This window comes from Candidatus Cloacimonadota bacterium (assembly GCA_021734245.1).
In the GTDB taxonomy this organism is placed as follows: Bacteria; Cloacimonadota; Cloacimonadia; order Cloacimonadales; family TCS61; genus B137-G9.
In genome coordinates this window covers 1-14,548 of the sequence record JAIPJH010000019.1, presented here as the reverse complement: position 1 = coordinate 14,548, position 14,548 = coordinate 1, and the positions used below count along the sequence as shown (strand labels likewise).

Below are 14,548 nucleotides of genomic sequence, written 5' to 3'. Positions count from 1 at the left end.
TGATTTTGGCCAGTTTTACACTCTTTGCTGCCCAGCGTTATGTGGTGGGCGAAGTTTTCACAAGTGATCCCGGCTGCTGAGGAGTGGACGGCCTTGCACGTAGTGCATTGAATTACATTAATATGACAAATAATTATGTGATTCCTCTCAGCTGGAGTTTGTACGATCATGAATTATCTCCCGGAGCTGCTGACAGATTTGCTTATTACCAGGCTGCGGTCTATCCCACCGGTATAATTGGTGGAACTCATGTATATGAAGGCTGGGACTGCTGTAATGTTTATTTTCAACAAGCTTATGATGATATTGTGGTTCTGGAAAGTGATTTTGATATAAATTTAGATTTTGAGCATATTCGCCCTGAAGATTTTACAGTAACTGCGGAAGTAAATCTGGAAAACAGCCTTCCTACGACTACAAATAAAATATTTTTTGTGATTACTAACTGGAAAGAGTACAGTGAAGAAAATCCCTGGTACTACCTGGTAGTGGCAAAATCGGATGAGCAGGATGTAACGATTTTTAACAGTGGTGAAACAGCTGTTTACACTGCTCAGCTTTCAGTTGATATGCAGCCGGACTGGAATCTGGAAGATCTGCATGCTGTTGCCATCATTCAAAATTGGAATAACCGGGAGATTTTACAGGCAGCTCAAACTCCCTATCAAACTGTGGCTGCTGCTGAGATTTTAACAGCAGCGGTTTCAAATTTAAGTAATTTTCCCAATCCTTTCAATCCCACCACCACGATCAGCTACGATCTTTCGCAAGATACCAAGGTAGAATTAAATATTTATAACTCAAAAGGTCAGCTGATCAAAAGCCTGGTAGATGCAGAACAATCTGCCGGTTATCATCAGGTGATCTGGAATGGTACTGATAATTACGGAAATCAGGTTTCCAGCGGCATCTATTTTTCACGTTTTTCGGAAGTTGCACCGGAAGGTGGACGTTATACAAGTGTTAAGAAAATGGTTATGTTAAAATAAGCAAAATCCCCTCCCCATAAATAGATGAAAAGGCATCGGACTTCGGTCGGATGCCTTTCATTGTTTTAAAAAAATTATTAATTCCCCAAAAAACTTCAGTATATACCAAATTCAACGGATGCAAAAACTTATGGAATCAGCTGATAATGCTATTTAGCGTGAATTTAATTCAGTAATTGATTTTACTTGACCAACAAGACCCGTTTTTCAAAAAACCGGAAAAATATTTTTTTAAAAAGGAAGGAGTTGTAAAATGAGGAGAATTTCGCAATTAAAAACAGTTTCACTGGCTCTGGTTTGTCTGTTGGCCGTCAGTTTCAATCTGTTTGCCGCCAAATATTATGAAGTTGAGCCTGTGAAGTATCTGCAGCTGCCAAATGAAATGCCGAACTACACAAGTGCTAAGGTTTACATTCAGGCAGATCAATCGGAAACCCGGGACACGATGGGCAAAGGACTGGGTAAGCTGGGGATTAAAACGGAAAGCAAAACGCTCAACATGGATGAACTGGTTGTAAATATATTTGCCGATAAAGTGGAAAAATTCACGGACTGGCCGCTTTTTGACATTCCGGTATCACTGGCAGATGCCACAGGAACATTGAAGGTAGTAGTGGTTTACACACCCGATGATTCCGCCCGTCCGATGATGGCTCCGATGAAAAACAATAAGGGCAATCATCAATTCAGTTATCGCGTGGCAGCCAGGATGCGCATTTATGACGGTCAGAAAATGTTGCTGGAAAAGGATTTCGGTGCTGTTACCGGCATTGGTGAAGCAAAGAACTGGCCCAAAGGCGGTGGTGGCGAAGTAGAGCTTTTCAGCTTTGGCAAAAAAAGTGAAGAAACAGAGAAACCCAGCGAAAAACATCCCTACACTGAGGCTTGCATCGAAGGCGCACTTACCCATGCAAAACGCGTTCTGTTCGGTCTTTATGGCGCCAGAGAATTTTCTGTTCCGCTGGGTGTATATACAATCAAATCCCAGAAAGATTCCAAAGATATTTCAAAAAAATATAAAAAGATAGTAGAAGGAAATAAGAAAGTGCTACTTTCCAGTAAGAAAATGAAGAAAATACAGGATTGCGTCGATTTCTGGGAAGCAATTATAAGTGATGTAAAAGACGATGAACTCTGGGCAGTTCACTATAATTTGGCTATTGGTTATGCCTGGTTATTGGATAGTGAAAAATCAAATGAGCACATACATAAGGTCTGGGAAATCAATAGTGACAGATTTGATAATATAATTAACAAATCTGGATCATTCAGCGGCAAAGATATTGCTGTTTTGGAAGCTTATAATACTGCTGAACCTTTTGCAGCTTATTATGCCAAGGGGATCAACAACTATCCCAATATTCCAGTCCTAATGGATATGGATATTTATACAATGTCTAACGTGCTGATGATCAATGATGTGATCGCTGCCAATCTTGATCTGCCGATTCCTCTGCCGATCTTTCCGTATGAAGTTAATAATACCGGTATGAAAAAGTGCGAAGGAGTAGTAAAAAAAACTGGTAATACTCTTCTGGAATTTAAATATGATCTGAAAAAAGGGGACATTAAAACTCTTGAACTAAAAGGAGCTAAAGATTCCTATCTGAAAAAAATGAAAGAAGATGTAGTCATAACCGATGTTGCTGATCTTCATCCAGCAGAGCAAAAACACCTATACTACAATTTCGGAAATAGTAAGATAGATTGTCATTACAGTGTTACACCGCAGGTTGAGTTTGTGTTGAGTTTCAACGATTATACTTCGCCACATGTCATCGAACCCTATAAACTGGAAGGCGATCTTAATGAGGTGAAAACCATTTTTGGAAATGGTAGTTATCAGAAAGCGAAACTTACGGATTTTAACTTTATCCAATCTATGACTCTGCATGGAAATAACTGGTTCACTTCTGAATTTGTTCTGGGAGATTCTGCTCATATCACAATTGAAGCCAAACCTTATACTGTACAAGCAGAAGCCAAGGATATAACAAATGGCCTGCCGGGAAAATATGAAATTACTTACGAACTCCAAGACTCCTATGTGGGATTGTATGCGAAAATTAAAAGTAAATTTGGTGAAACAACCAATTCCAAGCAGTCACGCAGATTGGCAGCTCAAAGCAGAATGCAACCCCTCATCGATCAACTTATGAAAGAAACTGTACTGGCAAACGGTGCAAAAATAGACGGTAAAAACATCATGTTGACTAAAACTTACGAATGCAACATAGAAACAGATGATAATGGTAACTGGACAAAAATAGAATTAGGTGAATATACCGTTGAAAGAGAGATAAAATATTAGGTAAAATAATCAAGGCTGAACATCATTTTTTCGATGCTCAGCCTTTTTTTTTAACATCTACAACTCTGGAAAAACTACAGCAAAAACAATATTGAACTGATTTACAAATGAGTATCCAGGTTCTTGATTGAGCAGTTTAGCAGCTGGCATTCGCCTTCTATTATTAAAATCGTTAAAGATCAGCTCATCGGTATTTTTATTATAGCCGACCAATAGAACAAAGTGATCGTATGGCCATTGCGGGAATCGGTTTGGATAGACTTTCACACCGATCATGACGGGATTTTCTGCTAATACCTGCGGTATTACTTTTTCATACAAAAAATCATGGTATTTCTGGGAAAGAAGATCTTCAGCCTGATCTTCAAATTGATCGGAAATCTCTTTATACGGTATTTGCAGTTTATTCATAGCAACAAGCATTTCATCACTGTGCAGACCTCTGCCGGGCATACCTCCGGCAACATTTATCTCATACTGAGAAATCGGTTTTTTCAGTTTCTGCCTGATTGTCCAGACAACATTTTCTCCACAGCTGCCTTCATCGATGGCCAGGGAATAGGTGGGAGGAGGTAGGTTGGGAATCAGAAAGTCACCTTCCACTGTAGTTTGAACTGCTTTCAGATTGGGAGCTTGAACTTCCCATATCATTTGCAGTCCTTTTTCCTGATCCTGCTTTGTACCCAGTCCGGCAAAGATCATATTGGCAATCTGATATTTGGCTTCTTGGTTCGTTTCGGAGATTTGCGATAGAAGCTGATAGGATTTTTCATAATTAACTTCAGTCATTTGTCCTGTTAAATAACTATTTCCCAAAATATAGATAGCGCGGGGAACGCCAGCTGCTGCTGCCTTTTGCAGAAATTCATCAGCTTTGACGGGATCAGGATCGGTAGCCCAGCCATAACGATAAAAAGAAGACAGCTTCAGCATTGCTTCCGGATCGTTATTTTCCGCCATCTGGGAAATTCCTGAAAAAGCTTCTTCAAAATACTGGGTATAATTTTTTTCCAGCTCTACACCGGTCAGGGCCAGATATCCCAGATAATAAGCGGCAAAAGGATGATTCTGTGCATAACTTTTCTGCAAAAGAGGGATTGCTTTTTCAATATTCCTGACAACTTCATCAGTTCCACGAATATAGAGATCAGCTAATTTTGCCTGAGAAAGAGCCTCTCCTGCTTCTGCTTTGGCTTTGATTTCACTGAAAGTGGCTGGTTGGTATTCAGCTGACAGCAGTAAATTTAAGAGGACAATTGCAAGGATCAATACGAATTTTTTCATAATAAACTCCTATTATTTTATTTTCCTTGCTCCTAATAGAATAAATGCAATTATTATTCCAGAAATTTGATGAATCAATTGAAGATACAGTATGTGCAAAATTTTGGATAAGGAATGTAATTTTTCATCAAAACTTAGAATCACAGATAATCTGTTTTTAATTGAAAGAATTCCTCGCTGCTCTGCATCGGGGTTTTGCAAATTTTCTCCCCTGATTGAGGGGAGATCCGGCAGTTGCCGGAGAGGGGTAAATAATAAAAATTCGATTTTCAGCTTGCTTAAATAAATTTAGCGAAATACACCTTGGCTCTGCAACGGTGAAAGTCAAATTTAAGAATTTTCTTTATTTGATGTAAGCAAATTTTAAAAAATGTGTTTAACAGTCTTATCAATGGGTAAGAGGTTGAAAGAATAAAGATCTCCTTAAACTTTGATTGAAGAGTATAAAAGAGTTTTTCAATAATAGTTTTTCCGGTTTTCCCTTGTTTGGAATGGCGGTGGTATTGGCATTTGCCAGCAACTGGCTGGCTTTTATACCAGCCTATATAAGGCAATATCATTAATGGTGGATCGAATTTTATCTACTGAATTTCAATATTAATTATGTTTTGAAATAATCCAATATCAAAGATTTAATAACTTCAACAGAAACAGGTTTATCAAAAAAAACAAGAGGATTTAGTTCTTTTGCTCTCTGCGTGATCTCAAATCTGGAATAACCGGTCATGAAAATTATCGGAATCTGAAGATTTTCTGAAATTATGTCGGCAGCTGTAATTCCATCAATCTTACCAGCCAGCTTTATATCCATTAAGACTATGTCAGGCAAATGAAATGCTGCCAATTTTACTGCTTCTTCACCAGAAGCTACAAATCCAACCACATCAAAGCCTTCCAATTCTAATTCCAGTTTTAAATAATGAGCGATTATGCCTTCATTTTCTACAATAAGAAGTTTTATTTTCTCTTCCAATAATTCTCCTAAAAAACCCCGATTACTTACCGGATATATTAACTTTCGACTTATCATACTATTTAAAGTTTAGTCCAATTGACCATAGGAAAGTTGACAGATCAGGCTGGACATTCCTGATCGTCTTAAAGAAAAAAATAAGGAGAGTCCTATGGCTAAGAAAAAACAAATTTAAATTTCATTTTATCCTCTCGTTATTTTTTTTACTATTTAGGTATTTGTGAACTTATTCCGGAGTTTATTCTCCAGAGATCATTAAGGTCAGTTGGAAGAACATTTCCATCCAGATTAAAATCAGCAGTTTTGTATCCACTTTGTCCTGTTTGAATACGCCAGTAATCGTTTAAGTCACTCGGAAAAATATTGCCATCACCGTTAGCATCACCACTATACAATCCGAAAACTTCTGTTTCCAATTTTTTAAGATTTGTACTTGGATTTCCAAAAGCATTAGTAGGATCAGTGAAATCTAAAGAAGTAGCATTATCAGGATTATCTGATAGAATAATTTTATCCTGAGTCATTACAGGAAGATGATTACGATGATTGATCTGCAGAAAGTACTGAGTTGCTGTAGTAAAATAAAAAGGTAAACTGCTATTCCCGTTCACATCGACCACAGAACCATTATCCAATAGAAAGGCATTGGCAGATTTATCTGCTACAGCGTTTTCATCAAGCTTGAGATCTATATAGATCCAATCTACAATAGAATTTGGATCAACATCAGGAAACTGCGTTAAAACCTGATCATCATAAGGTGAATCTAAAGGCAGGATAGCATTGTCAGTTAAAGCATGAGTCATTGAACCGCCACTTTGATAAGGGCCTTCCAAAAATAAGCTTATATTTAAATAAACCGGTGAAGCATCTATGTAAATGATACTATTATCTATCTGATCAACAGTAACTGAATTATTTAAAAGATCACGTAGAATAACTCTACTGATTACTAATTCTGTGCCGGCTAAAATATCTTGATTCAGATTGGTTAGACTTATTGTGAATAAAGTTCCGTTTCCACTACTTCCTGAAGTCACTCCCAGGATAGAGCAAGTAGCTGTCAAACTGCCGTTATCGCCAGAAGCATACCACTGAGTTTCATCACCGGTCTGAGCCAGGAAACTGCCTTCTGTAAGATCGCTGCTTGTAGCACTGAGATAAGCGGTATCATATTCCAGGCATACTTCAAAAGCACGAATAGACTGCGTCAGTCCGCTGATCTCAATTGGAATGGTGATATTCTGATCTTTGATTAGTTGATAACTTGGCAATCCGGCATTTACCACAACTTCAGATTTCAGACTCATTGCCAGAATCAGAATTATTACGATTGCCATAAGACATTTTAACTTCATATTTTCTCCCAGTATTTGTTATGGTACATTAGTAGATTTTCCACTGTTGATTCTCCAGAGATCATTTAGATCATCAGGAAAGACATTGCCATCTAAATTGAAATCTCCTTCCAAATAACCCGTCTGGCCTGCTTGTGATCTCCAAAAATCATTCAAATCATCAGGAAAGACATTGCCGTCCTGATTCGCATCTCCTGCGATCATGCCGTTAAGACCAGTATTCAACCTGATAACAGCACCGCTTCCATAAACGTTCAAGGCATTGGTAAAATCATAATTTACCGGATCGCTTTCGTTTTTGAATTGAATTGCATTGCTGCTTATTATCGGTAAATGATTACGATGATAGATGACGATATAATAACTTTGAGGTCGATGATTCCAGAATACAAAACAAGGAAGATCTGGCGAAGTGATGGAACCATCAGCATGCAGGATCATGGATTGCATTTTTACAGCCGATCCTGTTAAAGTGTTTCTCAATTCCAAAAGCAACCAGTCTACCATATCATCCGGAATCTGATCTATCGAAACAGGATCCTGGCTGTAGGGTGAAGTAAAGGGAATAATATTCTGCAAGTCTGTGTTCATCACATAACTGTTCTCGTAAGCTCCCTGCAGAAAACATTTTCCTGCCGCGTAAGATGGATTATTTCCTGTAATTATCAAGAAATCGGTTCCAGTCACGTTAGAAATGGGATTACCGGCAACATCGTATAGTGTCGTCTCAGAAAATTGTAAAGTGCAGTTTCCCTGAGCAAGTGAAGAAAAAGTGATATCCAGAAGATTACCCGGACCACTGGTATAAACACCGGCACCAAAAATTATGCATTCCACATCAATTATTCCCGGTGTTGAATCATCGACGTTCCACCAACCCACGTTGTAACCGGAAAACAGATCGCCCTGCTGCACACTTTCAAACTGAACAAGATTGGCATTATAGCCGATGACAATTTTACAACCTCTAAAATCGATATTTTCCTGAACCTGAATGGAGAAGATATTATTCAGGCCAATACTCAGAGCAGAAAGAGAAGGTTCTGCTGTGATATTTACAGCCTTCAGCTGGCCCCAAATCATCAGGATTAAAATCATCGATCTTACTAAATTTTTCATAATCTAAAATAAAGGAGCCCACCCCGCAAGAGGTGGACTCCAATTGTTATTATTTCAGCAGCATGGCTTTTCTGATTTTAGAGAAGTCATCGGTTTGCATCTTGTAGAAGTAAACACCAGAAGCTGCTGTTTTCCCGCTATCATCTTTACCGTTCCAGATAACCTGATGCTGTCCGGCCGGCATATTATCATTGATCAGAGTTTTTACTTTCTGACCTCGAATGTTATAAAGAGTAATATTTACTTTGCAGTCTTCCTTCAATCCAAAGTTAATAGTGGTAGTCGGATTGAATGGATTGGGATAGTTATTACCAAGTGAATTTACCAGTGGAATGATGTTGTTAGGATCATTTCCGGTTGGATTGTTCATGATCTCAAGATCAGAGTTGAAGATGTCTCTGGCTGTCATGTGCTGCAGTTGTAGTTCATCTTCTGAACCTGTTATCTGGAAATGTACTTCTGCTAAAATTCCATTTCCTTCTATGCAGCTGCTGCCACCCAGAACTGAACCTGAAATTTCGACAACATTATCTTTGATAATATGATCGAAGAATACGCCATCGGGCCAGATATCTCCTGCCTGCGCTGAAACAAAGCTGAGATCTGAACCAAATTGAATCGGAATGCTGACGCCTTTTACAAAGCCGTTGTTCTGATTTAATATCAGCTTGGCAACGATCTCATCATTGAGATATTCCAATTCCAGATCGATGCGGATCGGAACAGGATCATAGATATGTTCAGAACGATAGGCTGTGTAATTGGTGTTTTCATAGTTCATAGCAAAGATCATCAAATCTTCGAAATCAATCGCACCATCAGGTTCCGGAAGGGCATTTCTGGAATTGTCAGCAGTTGGGCCAACATCCAGAATACTTCCGCTTGGAGTTGTATTCCAGGCTGCACTAAAGAGTGAAATGTCATCACTTGTAACTACACCATCCGGTGTTGCATTTACATCACCCAGCCAATAAGACAGTGCTGGAGAAACAGTAGAAGCAGCACTGGGCATACCGTTCAATCCTTCAATATAGATAGCATAATAGTAGTAATCACGATCCATACCTGTATCGGTGTAGCTGGTGATATTTGCTTTTGTAAGTTTGGTCCAGCCATAATCAGGATCAGTAGCAGCTTCTGGATCGGTTGGCAGATCTACAGTTCCGGAAGGTGCGGTACCGGTATATTCTGGATATCCTGTATTGGTTCCAAAATCTGAATATGCTTTTCGCCAGATATGAATATAGGAATAGGATTCTGAAGGATCATCCCATTGTAACACAATACTGTTATTGCTATCTACAGAAGTCTGTGGATAGTTGTTGTTTCCACTTGTTTTCCAAGCTAAGGCATCTGGTGCAGTAGTATCTTTATTGAATTGCCAGCTGTAATTTATACCAGAATTGCCAGCTTCATCGATTGCCTGGAAGTAAATAGTATGACTTCCTTCACCCAATCCTTCAAAGCCGGGAACTGTCCAATCTGCTGTAGCCCATGTAGTACCGGGAACTGTGCCAGATGCTGTACCTGAAATCTCTGTCCAGGAACCTGTTGTTACATCCATTTGATAGTAGAATGTGGCAACATTATAATTATCACTGTAACCCAGAGCGCTGATTTCAGGAGCTGTGGCATAATAGCCATTTTCAGATTCCGTGATATCGTCGATAACCGGAACAACGGAGTCAATGGTTACAACACCGTTAGTTAGGCCGTCACAAGGAATTCCGCCATTAGTTTCATCTCTTGCAGAGAGGAATCCTAAACTGATGTTACTGCCATCAAGATTAGTAACACCTGTTGAACTTGTGAGGTTAAGATAGAACAGCTGACCTGAGCTACCAGAAGCAACTGTACCGCTGGCAACTCCCAGAGTTGTTCCTGTAACCCGGTAAGTGTAATAATCATCTTCAGCTCCAGTAAGATCATCCACTTCAAAAACTGTCGAAGTGCTTGCAGCTGTTGCGGCATCAGTGAGAAGAGAACCGATAGTGAAAGCTCCTTCAACAGGTGCATCAAAATCAGTTTTATCCATCATGATTTCGATCTGGAATGACCTGATTTCAGCAACTTCGCCAATATTAACATCATATTGAGCAGTTTCTCCACCTGATATTAGATAGGTGGCAGGAGATACAGAGATTTGCACAGGATCATTCACGATTGGATCACCATAATCAACACTTCCTGTTACATAGCCACTCGGATCTGGATCTCCCCAATAATTACTGGTCGCATCTACAGTGCCAGATGAGGCATTATTCACAAGACCACTATTGGCAATATCAGAAATAATACTTCCATCGGTTAAGCTTACAGTCGCACCATCAGTAACGTTGGAACTAACTTCTACGGCTTCATCTCCGCTGTCTGCTTCAATATTCACTCCACTCACACTTACACCATCAGTGTCGATAGTTAAAGCAGGACTACCATCTTCTCCTTGAATAGTAGGAACAGCACCATCAGCAGCGGAAATGGTGATATCATCTTCTACGGTGAAATTACCTGTAAAAGTCCCAGTTCCAAGAACTATCTCATCTCCATCAACTGCATTAGCAAGGGCATTTGTGAGTTCATCTGATGTAAATACCGTAAAAGTAGCATCACTGCCATCATCGCTGTTCAAAGTTGCCAGTTCAGTTGCTGGAGTAGTGGTAGCCGTTGCATACCAGGGCATGAAATCTACGTTATCGGAAACAGGATCACCTAATCCAGCTAAAGGATTATCTGTATGATCAGGACCGGAGGGGTCACCCCAGTAGTTGCGGGTTGCATCCACAGCATTAGAAATATCAGTATCTTGAGATTCTACGGCCATATTATTTCCAGAAAACAAATTGTAATGGATTTCAGAACCTGTTGGATAGATAGATTGACCCCATGTCCCACTAAGATATATACCTTGATTCATGCCAGAGATATTGTTGTTTTCAATTACTGAACTAGTTACTAAACCCAAAAGACGTATACCTCTGCTGGTTCCTGGAGTAGGAGCAGATATTACGTTGTTAGAAATTATTGTGTTCTCAAAACCTCCATTATCACCATCCATCTCAAGCTGTATTCCTTTTTTTAATGAAGAACCGATATTAGAGATAACATTATCTTCAATTTCAATATTTGTATATTTACCATAATTTCTTTCATTGTATCCTGCAGCACCAAAAGCACTGGCAAACACAATTCCCGAGCCACCATTTGCATCGATAGTGTTATCATGTATCCACTGTTTTGTAGTAATATTGTTTTGTGTCGTTGCATCACCATAACTCATACTGAAAATTACAGGCATGCCCTCAGGACCTGAAGTTAAAGTATTGTTACATATCTCTGTTTCACCAAGTTGCTTTTCAAATAGAATTCCATTACAATAACAGTTTGATATATCATTATTATCAATCACAACTTTTGCAACACTTCCATATCCTGCAATGATTGCATAATCAGTGTTTGTAGTAACACCAGTACCGTAGCCCATAAGATCATTATCTGAAATTTCAATAATTGAAGTGTTATCTGAAGAACTGGCACTAATTCCAAACATTTCAATTCCTGATTGGATTTTAAAGCCACTTATAACAACATCGCCAGATGTTAAATCTATATTTATAACATTGCCTGTGTTTGTAGAAGCACTAGCATCTATAAATGTGCTGTTTTTACCTGCTCCAATCAAAGTTAAAGCTTTATCGATTAATAGATTATCTTCATTAAACGTTCCTGCACTCACACTGACCACATCACCAGCATTGGCAGCATCTATAGCAGCTTGAATGGTAGCATAACCAGTATTTTGAGTTGTATTGGTTACAGGATTTCCCACTGTTGTTGTCATAGCTTCATCGGCATACCAGGGTATGTAAAGCACATTGCCGGCAATCAGATCAGCTGGATCATTTGGTCCCCAGTAGTTGTAGGTAGCATCGATGTATTCTCCTGAACCATATTCAATTGCCAAATTATCAAAGTCAGTTAATGAATTGTTATTGAGAACTAAACTTGAATTAGTTGGCAGATCTCCAAAGGCTGAATTAGTAGAACTGTAAACACTTAAGCCATTATCAAATTCAGTGATATTATTGTTTGTAGCATCAATATCTAAGTCGTGAGTCCAAGTGTAATCTCCATTATAGTGATCAACAACTATGCCAGAAGATACAATAGTACCAGCACCGGCTGTACTTCCCCCATTCAATACATTATTATCAATGAGTGTATTATAAAAAGCATCACCTCCAACCAGGAACTTGATACCATACATAGCATCAGTGTAAGGAGCACCGGTGAAAGTCATGTCATTATCAGTAATATCAATATCACAAGAAGTTATTGTGGCATCATAATTACGCAAATCAATTAAAGCGACATTGGCTCCAATATCTGAATCCTGTGTAAATGTGTTATTATCAATACTAATTCCATCAATAGAGTAATCAGCCATACCATCTAGACCGAAAATGAATCGAATTGGTGAGCTCCAAATTGAATTTGTAAAAGTATTATTACTAATGTTAAATGGACCGGTAGTAGAATTAGGAGCATAATTCCATATATACACACCTCTACCAAAAGTTGTGAAAGTATTACCGGTTACATTAATGTTTTTTAAGTCGTATGTATCTTTACCATCTCCCATATAAACACCTGCAACCGCAGCATGACAATCTTCTAATTCAAATGGCCCAAATGTATTATTGGTGATATCGAAACCATCAGTGTTTGCGCTAACGTATATACCAACAAATAGTTTAGAAAATGTACAATTATCAAAACTGAAATCAGTTAAATTATAGTCATTATTTTTTCCTGCAAACATACCCGTCGCTCTAGAGTATTCCCCAAGATTTGTAGCATCAAAGGTACAATATTCAGCATCTAAGTTCGAAAATGAGTTGTCGATAGTAATACCATATGCATTACCAGGCCCAGGATTATTCCCCAGGTTAGTAAAATCAATATTACTTAAAGTCAGTCCTGTAGAAGCTCCGGACACTATTGTTATTCCTTCAATCAATTGAGTATCATCTGTAATCTCCAATTGTTGAATAGTTACATTATCACTTGAAATAGTTATAACGGGTGAATTACCAGTTGCTTTTACAAATGTCTGATCTGCACCCGAACCAGTAATAGTTAAACTTTTATCGATAGCTAGTTGTTCATCATACGTCCCCGCAGCCACTTCGATCACATCGCCAGCTGTGGCAGCATCTATAGCAGCCTGGATAGTGCCATAGCTTTCTCCAGTATTTTCATTTACAACTGGTCCAATAGGGTCGATGCCTGTTGCGGTGGGTGCTACAGCTGGTGTAAGTGTTACTGTATAATTTCCGCTGCCATTATCAGTTATTTCTAAATCAAACCCCGGGAAGGCATATTTTACATCTTCATCTCCCCAAGGCCAATTCTCTGACCAGTTTTGATTTGTTTCACTAACATAATTCTCAGTCCAGTGAACAGTTCCGGACAAAGGCGTATAAGCAGCTCCAGAAGTTGGATCATTTTCAGTATTCAAATATCTGAGATCCCATGTATCAGTTATTCCATCCAGATTTAGCGCATACCATGTATCATCAGGAACATCAGGATCCCAATTAGGATAAGCGTCATGGTCATTCCCAACCAGATCACCATCAATGGAAGATGCGTTGCTCTGCACGGTAGAACCTATCATTGCATAGTTATCGAATCCTGGTGTTTGTAGCATGATAGTTCCGGAGTATTCGCCACCATTTTCAGTGAGTGTTCCCTGGAACTCCATAGTGGATGAAGATATCGTAGCTGCCCACACACTTCCCAGAGCTGAAACTAAAAGAAGTGTTACAAATATATTAATCAATATTTTGTGTTTCATTTTGTTCTCCTTAAATTTTTTCTTTACTTTTTTGTACGGTTTTGCCCTTTTGAAAAAAGGGATTCACTCGTGTTACGATTGATCCTGTAGCGGGTCTGGTTTCCTGGGAGGAGGCAGACCCGTTTTTTAATGCTAGGGGCTTCTATTACATCTCATAATATCCTCCAAAAAAAATTAATAGGTTACCTTGCCATTCTTATAAATGTTACGTTATTGTTTATCAAATCGCAGATCTTTTTGCTATTTAAATTTTCAGCAATAGTAATTACTGCAGTAGAAAGTTTATTCCTAAGATCTATGGCTGTTTCTAATCTATCTTTAAAATCTGAATCGAGAAAAATAATAATCATGCTGTATACAAATTTTGATATTAACGGGCTAAGTTCTGAATTATTCCGGGCTAAATCATAAAACATGTGCTGCTTTGCCAGAAAGCTTTTCAAGTTATTTATTTTATCGAGATTATTATCAATTATTAAAATTCTATTCATAAGTTAGGCTATGTTGAAATAAGAAACTTGAGCTCCCTCTAAAAAGTATCAAAAAAAAACCTTTTCAATAAATATGAATTTTTTCATATTGAATCCATAAATAAGTGAAAAAAGGTATTGGTAATGTTTCGAAAAAATAGCGACCATAAACAAATGGATATATTTG

8 protein-coding genes are annotated in these 14,548 nt (G+C 38.5%); 2 read left to right on the top strand and 6 right to left on the bottom strand.

Features of this window, described 5'->3' with window-relative positions; genetic code table 11:
• Window positions 1-122 precede the first annotated feature (122 nt).
• Window positions 123-989 carry a hypothetical protein gene (locus K9N40_04660; GenBank protein MCF7813750.1) on the top strand — a complete coding sequence of 289 codons (867 nt, stop codon included), beginning with the start codon at window positions 123-125 and terminating at the stop codon, window positions 987-989.
• Window positions 990-1,242: 253 nt separating this feature from the next.
• On the top strand, window positions 1,243-3,300 hold the full coding sequence (locus K9N40_04655) for a hypothetical protein (protein ID MCF7813749.1): 2,058 nt from the start codon (window positions 1,243-1,245) through the stop codon (window positions 3,298-3,300).
• Between the two features lie 57 nt (window positions 3,301-3,357).
• On the opposite strand, the gene K9N40_04650 is transcribed toward K9N40_04655, so the two are convergent.
• The 6 genes from K9N40_04650 to K9N40_04625 all read right to left on the bottom strand — a co-directional run bounded on the left by K9N40_04650 (window position 3,358) and on the right by K9N40_04625 (window position 14,382).
• Window positions 3,358-4,584 carry a hypothetical protein gene (locus tag K9N40_04650; protein ID MCF7813748.1) on the bottom strand — a complete coding sequence of 409 codons (1,227 nt, stop codon included), beginning with the start codon at window positions 4,582-4,584 and terminating at the stop codon, window positions 3,358-3,360.
• Window positions 4,585-5,185: 601 nt separating this feature from the next.
• The gene (locus K9N40_04645) at window positions 5,186-5,557 is read right to left on the bottom strand and encodes a response regulator (protein ID MCF7813747.1); all 372 of its coding nucleotides are present in this window, start codon (window positions 5,555-5,557) and stop codon (window positions 5,186-5,188) included.
• A 206-nt stretch (window positions 5,558-5,763) separates the two neighbouring features.
• Window positions 5,764-6,915, bottom strand: coding sequence for a hypothetical protein (locus tag K9N40_04640; GenBank protein MCF7813746.1), 1,152 nt, complete (start codon window positions 6,913-6,915; stop codon window positions 5,764-5,766).
• Between the two features lie 18 nt (window positions 6,916-6,933).
• Entirely contained in the window at window positions 6,934-8,034 is a 1,101-nt protein-coding gene (locus K9N40_04635; GenBank protein MCF7813745.1) for a cohesin domain-containing protein, read from the bottom strand.
• Window positions 8,035-8,083: 49 nt separating this feature from the next.
• A complete protein-coding gene (locus K9N40_04630; protein ID MCF7813744.1) occupies window positions 8,084-11,329 on the bottom strand; it encodes a T9SS type A sorting domain-containing protein in 3,246 nt (1,081 codons plus the stop codon).
• A 2,744-nt stretch (window positions 11,330-14,073) separates the two neighbouring features.
• A complete protein-coding gene (locus K9N40_04625) occupies window positions 14,074-14,382 on the bottom strand; it encodes a hypothetical protein (protein MCF7813743.1) in 309 nt (102 codons plus the stop codon).
• Between the last annotated feature and the right edge of the window lie 166 nt (window positions 14,383-14,548).

Bases quoted from the DNA above. Each gene is read 5' to 3' on its own strand.
- K9N40_04660 (MCF7813750.1), top strand. From the start codon at position 123: ATGACAAATAATTATGTGATTCCTCTCAGCTGGAGTTTGTACGATCAT.
- K9N40_04655 (MCF7813749.1), top strand. From the start codon at position 1,243: ATGAGGAGAATTTCGCAATTAAAAACAGTTTCACTGGCTCTGGTTTGT.
- K9N40_04650 (MCF7813748.1), bottom strand. From the start codon at position 4,584: ATGAAAAAATTCGTATTGATCCTTGCAATTGTCCTCTTAAATTTACTG.
- K9N40_04640 (MCF7813746.1), bottom strand. From the start codon at position 6,915: ATGAAGTTAAAATGTCTTATGGCAATCGTAATAATTCTGATTCTGGCA.
- K9N40_04635 (MCF7813745.1), bottom strand. From the start codon at position 8,034: ATGAAAAATTTAGTAAGATCGATGATTTTAATCCTGATGATTTGGGGC.
- K9N40_04630 (MCF7813744.1), bottom strand. From the start codon at position 11,329: ATGCCTGTAATTTTCAGTATGAGTTATGGTGATGCAACGACACAAAAC.
- K9N40_04625 (MCF7813743.1), bottom strand. From the start codon at position 14,382: ATGAATAGAATTTTAATAATTGATAATAATCTCGATAAAATAAATAAC.